This window comes from Streptomyces melanogenes, assembly GCF_014649795.1.
Lineage (GTDB): Bacteria > Actinomycetota > Actinomycetes > Streptomycetales > Streptomycetaceae > Streptomyces > Streptomyces noboritoensis.
In genome coordinates this window covers 1-16,272 of record NZ_BMTS01000021.1, presented here as the reverse complement: position 1 = coordinate 16,272, position 16,272 = coordinate 1, and the positions used below count along the sequence as shown (strand labels likewise).

Here is a 16,272-nt window from a genome sequence, read left to right as displayed (position 1 = left end):
GCGGGCACCTCCCGCCAGTCATCACCTAGAGTACTTATTAGTCCACTAATTAAATTGGTTTTTCGGGAGCCCGGATGGAACGCGGGAGTCACCTCCTCGCCGCCACCCGGTCAAGACGCTGCCGAACCCCACAAGTCGAATATTAGTTCGACTCTGCTTTATCGTTGACGTACATCAGTGACAGGTCTGGGGGTGGACAGGTTCAGGAGGAGGTGGGTGGTCGTGCATGCCTTACGTGCACTTGCATGTCGCCTCAGGTCACAGTGCCCGCTACGGGGGATCCCTCTCCTCTGACCTGGCGCAACGTGCTGCCGAGCGGGGCTTTGAGGCGCTGGCGCTGACGGACCGGGACACGCTGGGCGGTGCGGTGCGGCACGCCGACGCCTGCGCCAGGGAGGGGCTGCGCCCCCTGTTCGGGGCGGACCTTGCCGTGTCCGCCGTGGGCGCGGCCGTGTCCGCCCCGGTCGTTCGGGCCCGCACGCCGGTGCGCGGCGGCGCGTTCGTCGACGAGTCCGCGCCGCGGATAGTGCTGCTGGCCCGCGACCGGACGGGTTGGATGAACCTGTGCCGGATCATCAGCGCGGCGCACTCCGCGCGGGCGGCAGCCGGCGGCGGGCAGCTCATCGCTTCCTTCGACCTGCTCCAGGGCCATGCCGAGGGGCTGACCGTGCTGCTAGGCCCGGCCTCCGAGCCGGTGCGGGCGCTCGCCGCCGGCCGCCCGGACGTGGCCGCCCGGCTCCTTGCCCCGTGGCGGGAGGCGTTCGGACCGCATCTGCGGCTGGAGGCCGTCCACCACCGCCGCACCGGGACCGGGCCCGGCTCGCTGCGGCTGGCCGCCCGCACCGTGGGCCTTGCCCGCGAGGCGGATCTGCTGTGCGTGCTGTCCAACGCGGTGCGCTACGCCGACCCCGGCCAGGGGCCGATCGCGGACGTGCTGGACGCCGACCGGCTGCTGATGCCGGTCCGTCCGGGCCGTACCGACGGCGGCGAGCGCTGGCTCAAGCCCGGCGCGGACATGGCGGTGCTGGCCGAGGAGATCGCCCGGGCCGCCGGGCTGGAGCGCGGCGGCGCCGCACACCTGCTCGCCACCACGGCCCGCACGGCCGAGGAGTGCCGCCTGGATCCGGCGGCCGACCTCGGGCTCGGCCGCGTGCACTTCCCCGAGGAGCGCCTGGTCGGCGCCGCACCGGGCACCGCCGCGCGGGTGCTGCGCGAGCGCTGCGAGAGTGCGCTGCGCGAGCGCGGATACGACCGCACCCCGGCGATGCGGGAACGTTTGTCCTCGGAGCTCCAGGTGATTTCGACGCTGGGCTGGCCGACGTACTTCCTCACGGTCGCCCAGGTGGTGGATGACACCCGGGCGCTCGGGATCCGGGTGCAAGCCCGCGGCTCCGCGGCCGGGAGCCTGGTGGTGCACCTGCTCGGGATCAGCGTCGCCGAGCCGGTCTCGAACGGCCTCATCATGGAACGCTTCCTGAACCTGCGCAGAAAGTCGTTGCCGGACATCGACATCGACGTCGAGAGTGCGCGGCGGATCGAGGTCTACCGCGCGGTGCTGGAGCGGTTCGGCCCGGAGCGAGTCGCCACGGTCTCCATGCCCGAGACGTACCGGGTCCGCCACGCGATCCGGGCGGCTGGCCTGGCCCTGGGGATCGCCCCGGACGAAGTCGGAAAGATCGCCAAGTCCTTTCCGCACCTGCGGGCCCGTGACGCCCGCACCGCGCTGCGGGAGTTGCCCGAGCTGCGCACCCTGGCCCAGCACGCGGAACGGTACGGGCGGCTGTGGGAACTCGTGGAGGGTCTCGACGGCCTCCATCGTGGGGTCGCCATGCATCCGTGCGGCGTGCTGCTGTCCGACGACTCGCTGCTTCAGCGGACCCCGGTGCTGCCCACCGCCACCGAGCACCTGCCCATGAGCGTGTTCGACAAGGACGACGTGGAGCGGATGGGCCTGCTGAAGCTGGACATTTTGGGGGTGCGGATGCAGTCCAGCATGGCGTACGCGGTTGCCGAGATCCGCCGTGCCACCGGCCGCGTCCTGGATATCGACGACCGTGCCCAGGTGCCGCTGGAGGACCCGGAAGCCCTGCAGATGCTGCGCGAGGGCCAGAGCCTGTCGGTCTTCCAGCTGGAGTCGCCCGGCGCGCGGGAGCTGGCGGGCCGGCTCCGCCCGGAGACCTTCCAGGACCTGGTCACCGAGATCTCACTGTTCCGCCCCGGCCCGGTCCAGGCGGACATGATCCGCCCGTTCCTGGAGGCCCGGCACGGCAAGCTCCGCCCCCGCTACCCCCATCCCGATCTGGAGCCCGCCCTGAAGGTCACGTACGGGGTGGTCGTCTTCAACGAGCAGGTGATCGAGGTGTTCGCGGTGATGACCCGCACCGACCTCGCGATGGGCGAGGAGGCTCGCCGCGCCCTGTCCGACCCGGCCCGCCTTCCGGCGCTGGAGGCCTGGTACCGCGAGCGCTCCCGGCAGGCCGGCTACACCCCGGCGGTGATCGACGAGGTGTGGCAACTACTGGAAAATATGGGTTCATACGGCTTTGCGCGTAGTCACGCCACAGCGTTCGCCCTGGCCACCGCCCAGTCCGCCTACCTCAAGGCCCACTTCCCGGCGCCGTTCTACGCCGGGGTCCTGGAGCACGACCCGGGCATGTACCCCAAGCGGCTGGTGCTCGGGGAGGCCCGGCGCCGCGGGGTGCCGATCCTGCCCGTCGACGTGCAGCACTCCACCCCCCACTACCGTGTCGAAGCCTTGGCCGACGGCCAGCTGGGTCTGCGGATCGCGCTCGCGGACGTGCACGGCATCACCGCCGACGAGGCCGAACGCATCGCCGCCGGCCAGCCGTACGCCGACCTGGGCGACTTCCACACCCGGGCCCGTCCCTCCCTGCCCCTGGCCCACGGCCTTGCACGGATCGGCGCTCTGGACTCTCTCGCTCACGGCGCGCACCGCCGTGAGCTCCTGCTCCAGCTCGACGAACTCCACCGCACCCGGCGCCAGGTGGCGATGCCCGCCCAGCTCACTCTGGCCACCGACGCGGAGGTGGTGACTGCCGCCGGGACGGGGCTGCCCGCGATGAGCGAGCAGGAGCAGTTGGACGCGGAGCTGGAGGTCCTCGGCATGGATACCTCCCGCCATCTGATGGCCTCCCACCACGAGCTGCTCACCGAGCTCGGCGTCACCTGGGCCCACCAACTGCGCGAGGTGCCCACCGGGCAGACCGTGCTGGTGGCCGGTGCCAAGGTCGCCATCCAGACCCCGCCGACCCGCTCCAAGCGGCGCACCATCTTCACCTCGCTCGACGACGGCTCGCCCGGCGGCGTGGTCGACCTGGTGTTCTTCGACGACACCCACGAGCACGCCGCCCACGTCCTGTTCCACCGCTGGCTCCTCGTCGTCCGCGGCCAGGTGCAGCGGCGCGGGACGAGCATCAGCGTCGTCGGCGAACAAGCCTGGAGCCTGGTCGACCTCGTCCAGGCCCACCAGCGCGGCGGGCCCGCCGCGCTGCGCGCCGCCCTCAGCGACACCGCGCCGTCCCCGGCCGCCCCTGCCGTGTCCGACGGCGACCGGACGCCCGGCGGGCGTTTGTGGCACGCGTCTGCTGGGAGCGCCGGATGACCGTGATCTATGTCCGCTGCCACCCGGCGCCGATCGAGATGGAGCCGCGGCTGCTCGCCGTGCTCACCGAGATCACCCCCACCGTGCAGCTGCTTCCCCGTGATGGGGCGCTGCTGAGTGTCGGCGGTGCGCTGCGGTACTGGAAGCGCACCCCCGAGCAGCTCACCGACCTGGTGCAGACGAGGGTCCTCGCCCAGGCCGGCCTCACCACCGCGGTGGGCGGCGGCCCCACCCGCATGATCGCCACGATGGCGGTGAACACCTGCGCCCCCGGGCAGGCCCGCCTCATCGCTGCCGACGAGGCGCTCGGCTTCCTGCACCGCCAAGCGGTGCGCGCGCTGCCGGGGGTGGGCCCCGTCCTGGAGCGCACCCTGGGCCAGTACGGCATCGCCACCGTCGGCGACCTCGCCGCCCTGCCGATGGGTACCGTGCAGCGCATCGCCGGTGCCACGCTCGGCCGCCAGCTCCACGAGCGCGCCGCCCGCGGCTTCGATCCCCGGCCAATCGCACCCGCCGCGCTCGCGGCCTCCACCAGCGCCACCCGCCGCTTCCCCCGCGATGAACTCGATCCCGTCCAGCGCCGACGCGCCCTGCTCGCCCTCGCCTGCGAGCTGGGCACCGTGCTGCGCACCCGCCGGGCGGTGGCCATCCGGCTCACGCTGAGCGTGCAGTACGCCGACGCCTCGCACAGCACCCGCAGCCGGACCCTGGGCGAACCGACCGCTCACCCCCCCGTGTTGCGTGACCTGGCCTATCAGCTCCACGACGGGCTCGGCCTGCAGCGGGCCCGGGTACGGGCGCTGACCGTGGCCGCCGACCTGGCCGACGACCGCTGTACGGCTCACCAGCTGACCCTGGATCCGGGCGATGAGCAGCGTCGCCGGATCGAGGCCGTCATCGGCCGCACCGAGATCCGCTACGGACCGGGCGCGCTCGCGCCCGCCGCCCTCGCCACTACGCCCCCGGCCGGAGCACGGTAGTGGAGGTGGCATGAGCATTGCTTTCGGGGGCAGTGATCACTCCCTTGTCCGCGTACAAGGTCAGATGACCTTGTACCCCGACATCCCTCAGTCCGCGGCCGCCGGCGGGACCTGGTGCTGGTCACCGGGCCAGGTCCGCAGCACCTTTTCTGGCCCGCCGCCAACCTGCACCGACAGGGTGATGACGACGCCTGGGCGGGATCCGTGGATACCGATCTGCCCGGTGTACTTCGCCTCGGCGACCTCCCGGTTGGCCCACCAGCCGGTGACTGCCGGGCCGTTCGGGCGGAAGCGGAGACGGACGATGTAGGTGTGCTCTTCCACCCCAGCAGGCTCGCACGACGCCTCTCGCGCATCCCTCTGGGGTGAAGCCACGACCGTTGACGCCGCTGCGTTCCCGAGCGTCACCGGTCTACTTGCCTTTGGCGACGGCGAGACGGGCGAAGCCGAACAGGACGAGGAGCGTTCCGGCGATGACCGCGGGGAACGCCAGGTGGTCGCACAGGGAATCGACGTTCTGCCCGAGCCACACCCTGATGTTGGTGCCGGGGGAGGCGCCCTGGGGCTTGTGGTAGTCGTACTGGCCCATGGCCCCGCCGGCGGCCGCGCAGAGCACCCCGGCCAGCACGAAGCCGAACGACGCGCGACGTTGCCGCCGATCGTCACCGGTGCGGACGCGCTCCTGCACGACCGCGAGTTCGCCGGGGGCGAGGGCCAGTTCCTTCTGCGCGACCCAGTCGGCGGCGGCCTTGGCCTCGATCGACTCGGCGGCATCGAAGTGGTGGCGCTGGGCGGCGGTGTGGCAGTCAGCCTCGTCGCACAGCACGCGGCCGGTCATCGTCACCGACCCGTCCGGGTGTGTGGCAACGGTGACGTCCGGCTCGGTGAGCTGGGCGTAGGCGCAGGTGGATGCGGCCTTGCGGACGCCCTCGCGGACCGCTGCCTCCAGCGCGGCACGGCCGTCGGGCTCGGCGGCGAGCTGCTCGGCGCTCCAGCGCTGGCGGTCGGTGTGCACCGTGAACGACCGGTCTATCGGCGGCACGGTGAGGGTCACGGGCACGTTCAGCGGCATATGCGCTCAGTCACCCTTTCGTGTGGTGGCGCCCCGGGCGATCCGGGCGAGGTGCCCGAAGTCGGTGTGGGTGAGCAGCTCAAGCCGCCCCGGACGGGCGGGAGTTGCCTGCGACACCGACGTCGCGGCGAGGTCGCTCATCGGCCGTGTGCCCGTCGGATCTGGCGGCTGAGGCGGCGGTAGTGGATCCGCCGGGGCGTCATCCCCTCGACCACGTTCTTCGCCCGTCCGGAGTGCATCCGCATGAGGCCCACGTAGAACCAGGCCATGAACGCGGCGGCCAGCACTGCGGTGACGATCAGGAAGGTCGGCATCACGCGCCCTCGCTCTTGGTGGCCGCTCCCTGCGGGCTCTCCTCCGAGAGGGGGCCGTTGAGGGTCTCGGCGATCGTGTCGAGCGCGGTCCGGATGGCGAGGTGCTCGGCGCCGGTCACCTCGCGCAGCGGCCGGTTGGTGTCGAGCAGGGTCCATCCGGCGGGCATGAAGTCGCTGAACTGGGCCTGCCCGATGCGGACGCTGATCCGGTCGCCGTCCACGTGGGACAGATGCACGGTGGCGCTCTCCACGAGGTACTGCTCATCCTCCAGCTGGGCCTCGATCCGGCTCATGGCGCGTCCGGCCAACTGCCGTTCGCTGACTCCGTCGGCGGCCACGCGCTGCGCGTGGCGCAGGGCCGTTTGCAGCCGGGCGACCATGTCATGGGCCACCTCGTCGCGCCCCCACTGCTGCATGTTGTCGCAGTCCGGGTCGAGCAGGTTGGCGATCCGCTCCAGGGTGTTGGAGACGGCCCACGCCGTCAGGGCGAGCTCGTCGGGCTCCTGGGCGAGCCTCGCGGGGAGGGTGACGCTCTGGCTCAGCGCGGCGAGCCCGCCGACCCCTTCCGCCGTCAGCGGGGCGTACCGGGGGCGCGGGTCGGCGGCGGCCGCCTTGTCGGTGGGCTCGATGCCCCGGGAGCGCAGGTCCTCGTAGACGGTGTCCCTCGACACGTCGGCGCTGCGGGCGAGTTCGGCGACGTTGCGGTGCCCCGACCACCAGGCGGCGGCCATCAGGTTGGCCCGGTCGCCGGGCAGCCGCTCCCGGCGGTCGGCCCAACCTCGCAGCGCCGCCAGGGCGGCCCGCGCCATGTCCGCCTCCTCGTAGGTGCGGCCCGGCAGCAGCATGCCGCCCTCGGCCTCGACCCGGGCGCGCAGCTGCTCCATGAACTCCTCGGGCGCAGCCGCGCTCGACTTGGCTGGGCCGCCGGCCGTGAGCATCCCCGGGTCGATCAGCGGGCCCGGCGAACCGGTCGGCTCCTCGCGCGGGACGTCTTCGTCGTGCTTGGGCAACGCCTTCTCCTTCGTCCGGCCATGTGTCGAGTGAGTCGACACATGGCGACGTGACCTCATCATGTCGAACCACTCGACATATGGCGAGCTGCTCGACACTTTCCGGTCACCCCAGCAACCGGAGCTGACGGTTCCTCATGTTCGGTTTATCGCCTCGGATATGGCGAAGGCCCGGCCGGGGAGGACGGCCGGGCCTTCTTGGGGGAGCGGAGTGGGATTACAGGGCCTGGACGGTCTGCCTGATGCTGGTCTCGTCCCAGGTGCCCGCGAGGAGGGTGCGGGCGGCGTTCTCGTAGGTGCCCAGGCGTGTGGGGGCGGCGTCGGCGCCGGTGCCCCAGGCGCCGTCGAAGCGGGTGATCCATCGCCCGACGTCTTTGAAGTGGACGGTGGAGCGGCCCTTGGTGTAGTCGGCGTCGCCTTGTTCGTCTTCGACGAGGGCGGCGGCGGAGGAGATGATGATGACGTCGACGGCCTGGTCGGCGCGGAGCCGGTCGCGGACGGCGAGGCCGCAGGTGACGCCCATGGCGCGGTGGTGGTCGATGAGTTGGAGCAGGTCGCGGGCGTAGGTCTCGCTGGCCAGGTCGCGGGCGTAGGCGATGAACAGGCGCTGGATGGTGCCGCCCTGCTGGAGGAGGGCCCGGTTGGCGGCGAGGTAGTCACGGCGGCTGGTGAGCAGCTGGGGGTCGGTGGTGAGGTCGGCGGCGAGGATCCGCTGGGGCTGGGTCTGGGAGTCGACGAGGGTCTTCACCAGCATCACCGAGATCCGGGGCACCTCCCCGGCATAGACCTGCACGTGGCCGTCGGCCACCGCGTTGTAGTCGGAGATCAGCTCGGCTTCGAGTTGCGCGCGGACGAGCTCGTAATAGTTCGCGTCATCCATGGCCTGCAGGTTAGTGGCCCTGCGCAGATGGATGTACCGCTTGCGCAGCCACAGATGGGAGGCGACCAGCAGCATCACGATCAGCGTCTCGGCGACCAGCAGGATGGTGCGCGCGCTGGAACTGGTGCGCCCGCTCAGCCAGGCGGCGATGGGGATGATGATGCCCGCCAAGCCGATCAAGTTGGCCAGTGCGGGCGACGCTAACGCGTCGGCGGCCCTGCTGGCGCGCGGTGCGGCCATGCTCGTGTCCCCTCCCTACAGCCCCGCGGGGCTGTACCTAGTGATGACCTGTCCGCCGGACGACGGCGCGTCCGGGCGCTCCTTGTGTGCTCACGGGCGTGGTGCGGGAGCCGACGGAAGGTCGTACGTGACGTTCCAGCGCTCGGCGGGGACCAGGATGTCCGCGGTCTCCACCGCCCGCCCGCTGCTGTCGTAGTGGGTCCGCTCGATCAGCAGGCCTTGCGTGCTCTGGACGGCGCCGAGGATCTGGGCCTGCTCGCGGGTGAGCTGGACCGGGCGGGGCACCTCGGTGACGCGGGTGACGGTGATGCCGATCTCGGCCATGCGCGCCACCACGCCGCGCCCGGCGAGCGGGCCGCCCTCGGGCAGCACCACCGGGGTGCCGGAGGTGAGCGCGTACGGCTCCCAGCTGGTCGCGGTCAGCACCGGGCGCCGCTTGACCAGCACGTCGTACTCCGTGCGCACGCACAGCGCGCCCTCCTCGATCCCGAGGCGGGCGGCGATCTGAGGCGGCGCCGGGACTTTCGCGGTCGAGTCCGCCTCGATGTCGGCGTCCATGCCCTGGGGGGTCAGACCGAGCCGCCCGGGCGCCCCGGCCAGCGAGGCGGTGCGCGGCAGCGGGCGCTGGGTCTGCGGCGCGCGGACGTAGGTGCCCCCGCCGCGTCCGCGCCGCGCCTCCAGCAGGCCCTCGCCGGTCAGCAGTTCCACCGCCTGGCGGACGGTGTTCTCCCCGACGTCGAACTCTTCGACGAGGGCAGGGCGGTTGGGGAGCTTGTGGCCCACCGGCCAGGTCCCGTCGGTGATGCGGGAGCGCAGGGCATGAGCCACCCGCAGGTAATGGGGCTCCTGCTGACGGTCGGCCATGCAGCCCGTGTCCTCCCGGAGTTACCGCTGTGAGCGGTGTTTCTGAAACGGATTGACAATTTAGTCCACCAATAAAAAAATGGTGGACCAATACATGCGCACAGTCACACGTATGGAATGTGGGTGCAGTGGGCCCCGACCGCCGCCGTTACGCCGTCCGCGCCGCGGCCAGCGCCATCGCCCAGCAGCTCGCCGAACTCACCGGCGCCCCGCCCGTCATCACCGAGGAGCCGGGCGCCATCCGTATCGAGGTCACCGTCACCGACCAGGCGTTATCCCAGTGGACCCGCCTGCTGGCCGTCCTCGCTCTCGGCACCGAATACGGCGTGCACTACACCTCCCGCGAACAGACCGCGTGGCTGCGCATCGAAGATTCGACGATCCGGAGACCCCGCCCATGAACGCCTTCCCGCCGTCGCCCGCATCCTGGCCGTTCGCCAAAGGTCACGGCTGTGAGAACTCGTTCCTGCTGCTGCCCGACCCCGACAACCACCTCGTCCTGCGCCCCGCCGACGTGCGCCGCCTGACCGACCTGCACACCGGTGCCGGGGCCGACGGCATCCTGCGCGCGGTGCGCACCGCCGCCGACCCCGAAGCCGCAGGCATGGCCGGGGAGGCGGAGTGGTTCATGGACTACCGCAACGCCGACGGCAGCCTCGGGGCGATGTGCGGCAACGGCATCCGCGTCTTCGCCCGCTACCTCATCGAAGCCGGCCTGACCACCACCGGCGTCTTCACCGTGGCGACCCGCGCGGGCCTACGCCGCGTACACACCGACCGCACCGGCGGACCGATCAGCGTCGACATGGGCCGCCCCCGCTTCCCCGGCCCGGACCGCCTGACCATCTACGCCGACGGACACCGCTGGGCCGCCACCCACGTCGACATCGGCAACCCCCACGCCGTGACCTTCGTCCAGCACCCCACCGACGCCGGCGCCCTGCACGCTGCCCCCACTGCCCACCCCGCGAACGCCTTCCCCGAGGGCTTCACCACGGAGTTCGTCACCGTCCTCGGCCCGCACCACCTCGCCCTGCGCGTCCACGAACGCGGCGTGGGGGAGACCCGGGCCTGCGGTACCGGAGCCTGCGCGGCCGTCGCCGCGTACCGCCTGCGCACCCGCCAGATGCGGCCCGCCGACTACCGCGTCGACCTCCCCGGAGGACAGCTTGGCGTCACCGTCCACGCGAGCGGCCGCATCACCCTCACCGGCCCCGCTCACATCACCGCCCACGGCACCCTCAACGGCCTGCCCACCCCCCGGCCCGCCTCCGACCTCAAGGATGATCGGCCCGGGCGGCCGCAAGCTGCCCTTGTTCCTCGTGTCGGGGCACCCCTACATTCGTTGCCGGATTCACCAGACCGGGCCGCGCCCCACTGCCTGGACTGCGTCTTCCGTTTCCCCCAGTCGCTGGAGGCGTGATGATCCGGGACGCTGCGACCTGCGACCGGCCCGACTGTCTGGCCGTCCTGCTCGAACCCGACCACTATTCCGGTGCGTTCGAGGAAGCGGTCACGGCGTACGGCTGGACGGTCGGACCTGGAGGTCACACGTGTCCGGCTTGCCAGAGCGGGCGTGGCCCGGTGCTGGAGCGGGGCGAGTGCGCGCGGTGCGGCGGCCGGGTCGGGGTCCGGCACGGCACAGAGCTGTGCATGGCGTGCGGGCAGCTGACTCCCGCGAACGGACCGGAGTGGGACGAGACGCCCGAGCTGGACGACGACCTGATGCTGCCCTGACCCCGCATCCACTCCCGGTACGCACTTGTGTGCTTCCCCTTGACCACAGCCCGGGGCAAGGGGAAACGCGACGTCCCCAACCGGCCCCACACATTGAGTGACATCCGATGATGGGCGCCACTCCGGTGCGTCGGTTATCCGGTTGAGCCGGGCAGGCCGTCGGCTGGCGCGGGCAAGCCCAAAGTCACGACCCCTCGAAATCCACTGCCGTTGCGGTGGTCGGGCCTGCGAACATCGGGCAAGGGCTCAACTAGGCGAGGAACGATGGCTGACTTCCAGTTCGGCATGAACGACTACGGTGTCGGCGTCCAGGCGCAGCAGACCGTGGCCTTCACCCAGGGCTGGGACGTACACCGTCTCGCCCTGACCTTCGAGGTGACCGCCCGCGGCAACTACACCGTGGACGCACCCTTTCTCGCCTCCGGCGATCTCTGGGTACACGACATGCCCAGCCCCGCCAGCTACATCGGCGCCCTTCACGCTCCGACGGGCCCTGTCGCGCTGAAGTCCTTCAAGACACAGTTCGTGCTGGAGACGACCGTGACGGACCGGCAGCTGCGCGGCCTGGAGAAGCTGCGCGCGGGCGCCGACCTGGCCCTTCGCGCCCAACTCACCCTGACCGCTCTGACGGAGACGAAGCACTGGCCCGTCGCCCGCGACCAGGAGATCATCCGTGTTCCGCACGCGACGTGGAGCAACGCCCTCACCCAGCTCGACGCTGGCGCTTTCGTCGACGTCCTCATCCCGATCACCACCGTGGAGTCCCGGGCCACCGGCGCACGACGGATCCGCGAGGCGGAGACCGCGATCCGCGACGGACGGTACGAGCACGCCGTCGCCCTCGCCCGGGCAGCCCTCGATCCCGTACGCGAGGCCTGCGACACCCACAGGGTCAACATGGAGGCGTTGAAGAAGAAGCCGGCGGAACGGGATCAGGAGGAGCGCTGGGCGGTGTTCATCCAGAGCGCCTTCAATCTCTTCAGCGGCGCTCCGCACGATGACGCGGGCACCACCGAGAACTTCACCTGGACCCGAGCCGACGCCGTCGCGGCCGTCACCGCCGCCGCTGGCCTGCTCGCCCGGCTGGAAGACCTGCCGTAGCGCCAGAGGCTGGCCACTTCGCGGGGCACCTGTGAAGGCAGCAGGATGGTGGCATGACACCGGACGAACAGCGCCGTGCCTCCCTTGCCCAGTTCGCGATCACCAGCCACCTCGGTGACCGGCTGACGGCGGCGAAGCGCAACGCCGAGCTGGCGGTTGGCACGCCGGATGCCGACCAGCGCCAGGCGGAGTGGCGACTGGCCAGTGAGCGATTGACCCGGTGGCTCCAGGAGCAGCAGATGGACGAAGACACCGTGGTGGAGGTGTCCGACGCGTTTCTGCAGGCGATGGAGGACGGCTACACACTGGGTATGCGCACCGGCGGGGGAGGAGACGCCGACACGTACCTCACCCTCCGGCAGCGAGCCGCTGTGACACGTGAGTGGCTCCGCGACCAGGGCTACGGTGTTCCCGCCTACCCCAGGGAGCCGGGACTGTGAGTGCGTCGTCTAGTGCTTGGCCTCCTCGCGGGCCGAAGGACCTCGGATCGGGGGCCGAGGCCCCCCCGGGTCTGCTTTCCCCGGTGTGTTCGTGCGACCCTGGCGTGGCCGGGGCCTTGGTGGACATGTGTCTGCGCACCCGTGCGGGCCGTGGTCGTGACGGAACGCCGGGCCCCGGCACACCCCAATCCCCGCCTGGACAACGTGCTGTGCACCTGTTCGACGCCGCGGGGCAGTGCCCTGGCCTGTGCCGGGTGCGGCCACCTTCTGCGGGGCCCAGTGCCCCGGGGGCCGGCTTGTGGGAGAGACTGGTGCGGTCCCCGGCGGCGCCTGAGTATGCCGATGCTGCCGTCGCTGGGGACCTATCCCCTGTGACCCCTGCCGGGGAGGCCGCCGTGCCGTGGGCCTGCTGCGGGAGCCCGCCGCGTGTTCCGTAGGGTTCTTGCTGGTCACAGGATTGTGGCGATGCCCCAGGGGCCGCAGATGTCGTTGAGCCATGTGTCGGGCAGTTCGCCGTTCCACCGGGCGGCCAGGGCGAAGCGGGAACGGACGGTGGAGAGTCGTTCCAGGGCGATCAGCGATACCGGGTGCGCGAACAGCTGGTGCCGTCCGTGTTGGGCGATCGCCGAGTGGGGCCCGTACTCCGTATAGAGCCGTGCCAGGCGTTCTTGGTAGCGGTTGATGAACTCCTGCAGCCGGTGCGGGTAGGTTTCCCGTTCTTCGGCTGTGATCACTGACCACAGGACGGGCAGGACCTCTGCGGTGATCGCATCGCCCGGGGGCACGTGCCCGGCGAGCGCCGTGTAGGACTGCACCGCGACCGCCAGGGCCGCATCCGCGCCACCCTCCCGTATGTCCTGCGCTGCCCGGTCCACGGGAGTGCTGGTGTACGCATCCGCGCTCATCACGTCGCCTTCCTCGCTGTCTGTGCCGCTGTGGTCCATCGCATGCCGAGTGCGTCGAGGTCGGCGCGACGCTGCGTGGTGAGTTTGGCGGCGCGCTTTCGGGTGTTGTCCAGGAACATCCCGAGCTTGACCTCCTCGGGCTCCGCAGTGCCCGTCCGGGCATTGTCGGCGCCCGGTCGCTCCAGTCGCTCGACGTGCTTCCTGGGCACGTTCAGGTGTCCTTCGCGGGCGTGGAACGCCCGTGCTGCCCGTAGGTTGAGTGCCCATTTGTCGTCGCGGGTGGCCGCCTTGACGGGCTGTCCGTCGGGCTCGTCCTCGGTGGCGGCCTCAAGGCCCAGAGCACTCTGGAGCAGGTACTGCTGGGCGGGCTGGAGGCTGTCCCACCCGGTGCGTTGCGCGGTGACCCAGCGTCCGAGGTCTTCGCCCTGGACCATGACCTGCCCCGCCGTCGTGGGCAGGGTGCCGCCGGTCTGGAGGTGGAGCTGGGTGAGGCGGAAGGCCCGCTGCCACCCGACCGACCACACGGGGCACCAGCCGGGGTCGATCTCCTCCAGCGCCTTCCAGCGCTCCGCGGTCATGGACCCGGCCAGCCACACGCTCTGCCCCTCCGCCCCGCGCGCGAAGTTCTCCAGGCACTGACGGCCCACCGCCCGCATGTTCTTCGCCCACACGCCGATGGGGTACCCCTGCCATACGGCGGTGGCGGGTGGCAGGAAGTGCCCGTGCTCGGCGGCCCAGGCGCGCGCCACGGTGAGGCCTTCCTCAAAGGCGAGGTCCTGGTGGTTCCACACCATCCCCAGCGCGTCCAACTGCTCGGTCCGGTGTTTCGACAGCTCCCCGGCGTTGTAGTACTTGCGCTGGTCCGCCAGCCACACCCCCAGCGGGAAGCCGGCATGCGGCCAGTGGTCCGGCGCCACGAAGTCGTAGGGCACCTTCAGCGCCCTTCCCGGGTTCTCCTTGGCCCACCGGGCCGCTGCTTCGAATCCGCGCAGCCAGTACTCCTTCTCCGGCTCCAGCACCCGCAGCGACACGAACCGGGCCAGCACGGCCGGATCCCGGGGCGTGGAGAACTCCAGCAGGTTCGCTGCCCGCTCACTCACCCGCGGCCCCGCCCCGTCACCCGCCGCGTCCCCCGAACCGTCAGCGAGGAGCTCCTCGTCGATGTCCAGGTCCTCGTCGTCCTCGTGCCAATTCCCGCTGCGCACACGGGGATCGGCGAGTGCTTCGATGACCTCCGTGTCGTGCGCACGCAACGCGCTGAGGATCTTGGCGAGGATCCCGAACGAGTCCGAGGCCAGCATGTCGCCCGGCTCCTCGCCCTCTTTCAGGAAAACCGGCACGATAAGAGAAGCAACTTTCGGATCGCCGGGATTCATGCGCAAGGCCCGGCCGACCATCTGCACGATATCGACCATCGACCCCCGCGCATCACAAAAAGCAACGGAATCACACGCCGGACAATCAACCCCCTCACCCAACACACGAACGGAACTCAACAACCGCAAAACAGCCGGTTCCGGCTGGCTTTTGTCATCGAATTCGAGAACGTCCGAACCGAACTCCTCCAACACCGCACGCCGCCGACCGGGAGCGTGCTCGCCGTACAGCCAGTCCGCCCACACCCGCCGCACCGGCGGGAACCGGTCTGGGTCTTCCTCGTGCAGCTGCGCCGCCACCTCCAGGGCGCCGTGCGCCATGGCTTCGGCTTCCTCGACGCGGGAGTGGAAGGTGAGCACCTTCCGCAGCCGCTTCTCGGCCGCCGCGGTCATCACCCCGGTCTGCAGCGCCGCGAGCCTGGCCCCGCGCACCAGGTCGGAGCCGGCGGAGTCGGTCACCAAAGCCTGTTGGAGGCCGGGGTCGCGGATGTCCAGGCAGATCACCCGGTACGGCGCGACCAGCCCACGCCGGATGCACTCGGACAGGCTGATCTTGTAGGCGACCGGCCCGAAGATCTCCGATCCCTCGGCATCCATGCTCGCCACCAGCCGCCCCGCCTGACGGCCCGCGTCCGAGGACTCCCAGATCCGCGGCGTCGCCGTCATATACAACCGCCGGGCAGCGGGGATACGGCCCTGGTCGTGGATGGACGCCCAGGGCTTACCCGCATCCCCGCTGGTGCGGTGCGCTTCGTCGATCACCACCAGGTCCCACGGCGCAAGCCCCGCCGCGTGGGCAGCCTCCAGCTTCCCCTGCCCCAGAGAGGAGTACGTGGCGAACACCGTCACCGGCCCGTCCAGATCCCGCAGCCAGGACACCAGTTCTCCCGGGTCGGTAGTGCACGGCACTCCCCGGGACTCCTCGGCCCTCAATCGGCACACCCCGACCATCGCCCCGCCCCGGCCCCCGGCCCGCCACGCGCCGGCCATCTGCAGCAGGAGATCCCGAGTCGGCACCAGTACCAACACCCGCCGCGCCGCGAGCTTCTGCGCGGCCGCGACCCCGATCAGGGTTTTACCCGACCCGGTCGCCGCGATGACCTGACACCGAAGTCCCTGCACCGGAATGCCGCCGGGCGGAATTTGAAAGGCCCTCAGAACCCCGTCGACCGCCTCCATCTGATGCGGCCACAGTGTCATTTCCGGCATTAGACTCTTCCCTTCCTGCGAGTTCGGTACGGTCTTGTTCGGTGTTTACCGGCGGTGCCGGGTGAGGTCTAAATTCATCTGGGTATTGAATTGACGCACGGTGGGTGGTCGGTGTTGTGCAGGTTCTGATGGGGCGACGGTCCGGCGGTCCTGGTGGTTGTCCTTCAGCCCATAAGCTATCTGGTCTGAAGTTGTGACGCACACCGGTTGGTGGAAGTGTCCTGAAGTGGTTGTCTGCGCTATGATGGTGTGGCACGCTGACCACATGAGACCAGTTGTGATCGGTTTCTTCCGGCCCCACTCTTCGGCTTGACGCCACGTCACCACCCGGCCACCCCCTTGTAGCCAGCGGCTTTGGGCACGCGCAGAGCGCGTGCCTGGGGTTTGAGTCGCCGTCAGGCGGCTCGTTCGGGCCACGGAGTGGACCGGATTCCCGGGACGAAGTCCCGGATAACCGTGCGGAGCACGGTTTATGGCATCGGCACGGAGTGCCGATAATCCCCGGGCGTAGCCCGGGGTACC

At 70.7% G+C, this 16,272-nt stretch carries 16 protein-coding genes; 7 read left to right on the top strand and 9 right to left on the bottom strand.

Annotated features, from left to right (window positions below; genetic code table 11):
* Positions 1–226: 226 nt before the first annotated feature.
* Complete coding sequence (locus IE252_RS33530; protein WP_190093223.1) at positions 227–3,622, top strand: DNA polymerase III subunit alpha; 3,396 nt, start codon at positions 227–229, stop codon at positions 3,620–3,622.
* Complete coding sequence (locus IE252_RS33525) at positions 3,619–4,602, top strand: DNA polymerase Y family protein (protein WP_190093222.1); 984 nt, start codon at positions 3,619–3,621, stop codon at positions 4,600–4,602. Before IE252_RS33530 ends, IE252_RS33525 begins: the two co-directional genes overlap by 4 nt.
* Before the next feature lie 87 nt (positions 4,603–4,689).
* Here the strand turns inward: IE252_RS33525 and IE252_RS33520 are convergent, their stop codons facing one another.
* The 7 genes from IE252_RS33520 to IE252_RS33495 all read right to left on the bottom strand — a co-directional run bounded on the left by IE252_RS33520 (position 4,690) and on the right by IE252_RS33495 (position 8,982).
* A complete protein-coding gene (locus IE252_RS33520) occupies positions 4,690–4,926 on the bottom strand; it encodes a hypothetical protein (protein WP_190093221.1) in 237 nt (78 codons plus the stop codon).
* Between the two features lie 88 nt (positions 4,927–5,014).
* Positions 5,015–5,674, bottom strand: coding sequence for a hypothetical protein (locus IE252_RS33515; protein ID WP_190093220.1), 660 nt, complete (start codon positions 5,672–5,674; stop codon positions 5,015–5,017).
* 6 nt (positions 5,675–5,680) lie between these two features.
* The gene (locus tag IE252_RS44030; RefSeq protein ID WP_268248444.1) at positions 5,681–5,815 is read right to left on the bottom strand and encodes a hypothetical protein; all 135 of its coding nucleotides are present in this window, start codon (positions 5,813–5,815) and stop codon (positions 5,681–5,683) included.
* Entirely contained in the window at positions 5,812–5,988 is a 177-nt protein-coding gene (locus IE252_RS33510; RefSeq protein ID WP_190093219.1) for a hypothetical protein, read from the bottom strand. The genes IE252_RS44030 and IE252_RS33510 overlap by 4 nt, the downstream gene beginning before the upstream one ends.
* Positions 5,988–6,998, bottom strand: coding sequence for a hypothetical protein (locus IE252_RS33505; RefSeq protein WP_190093218.1), 1,011 nt, complete (start codon positions 6,996–6,998; stop codon positions 5,988–5,990). Before IE252_RS33505 ends, IE252_RS33510 begins: the two co-directional genes overlap by 1 nt.
* Positions 6,999–7,215: 217 nt before the next feature.
* On the bottom strand, positions 7,216–8,118 hold the full coding sequence (locus IE252_RS33500) for a hypothetical protein (RefSeq protein WP_190093217.1): 903 nt from the start codon (positions 8,116–8,118) through the stop codon (positions 7,216–7,218).
* 90 nt (positions 8,119–8,208) lie between these two features.
* Positions 8,209–8,982 carry a GntR family transcriptional regulator gene (locus tag IE252_RS33495; RefSeq protein ID WP_190093216.1) on the bottom strand — a complete coding sequence of 258 codons (774 nt, stop codon included), beginning with the start codon at positions 8,980–8,982 and terminating at the stop codon, positions 8,209–8,211.
* Between the two features lie 119 nt (positions 8,983–9,101).
* Here IE252_RS33495 and IE252_RS33490 point away from each other — a divergent pair, with 119 nt between their 5' ends.
* The 5 genes from IE252_RS33490 to IE252_RS33470 all read left to right on the top strand — a co-directional run bounded on the left by IE252_RS33490 (position 9,102) and on the right by IE252_RS33470 (position 12,260).
* Positions 9,102–9,383, top strand: coding sequence for a hypothetical protein (locus IE252_RS33490; protein WP_190093215.1), 282 nt, complete (start codon positions 9,102–9,104; stop codon positions 9,381–9,383).
* Positions 9,380–10,405: a diaminopimelate epimerase gene (dapF, locus tag IE252_RS33485; protein ID WP_190093214.1), complete on the top strand. Its 1,026-nt coding sequence runs from the start codon at positions 9,380–9,382 to the stop codon at positions 10,403–10,405. The genes IE252_RS33490 and dapF overlap by 4 nt, the downstream gene beginning before the upstream one ends.
* Positions 10,405–10,719, top strand: a complete 315-nt coding sequence (locus IE252_RS33480; RefSeq protein ID WP_190093213.1) for a hypothetical protein — start codon at positions 10,405–10,407, stop codon at positions 10,717–10,719. Before dapF ends, IE252_RS33480 begins: the two co-directional genes overlap by 1 nt.
* A gap of 264 nt (positions 10,720–10,983) precedes the next feature.
* Entirely contained in the window at positions 10,984–11,820 is an 837-nt protein-coding gene (locus IE252_RS33475) for a hypothetical protein (RefSeq protein ID WP_190093212.1), read from the top strand.
* A 53-nt stretch (positions 11,821–11,873) separates the two neighbouring features.
* Positions 11,874–12,260, top strand: a complete 387-nt coding sequence (locus IE252_RS33470) for a hypothetical protein (RefSeq protein WP_190093211.1) — start codon at positions 11,874–11,876, stop codon at positions 12,258–12,260.
* Between the two features lie 449 nt (positions 12,261–12,709).
* Here IE252_RS33470 and IE252_RS33465 read toward each other — a convergent pair whose 3' ends face one another.
* Positions 12,710–13,165, bottom strand: coding sequence for a hypothetical protein (locus IE252_RS33465; protein WP_190093210.1), 456 nt, complete (start codon positions 13,163–13,165; stop codon positions 12,710–12,712).
* Positions 13,165–15,741 carry a DEAD/DEAH box helicase gene (locus tag IE252_RS33460; protein ID WP_308434585.1) on the bottom strand — a complete coding sequence of 859 codons (2,577 nt, stop codon included), beginning with the start codon at positions 15,739–15,741 and terminating at the stop codon, positions 13,165–13,167. Before IE252_RS33460 ends, IE252_RS33465 begins: the two co-directional genes overlap by 1 nt.
* Between the last annotated feature and the right edge of the window lie 531 nt (positions 15,742–16,272).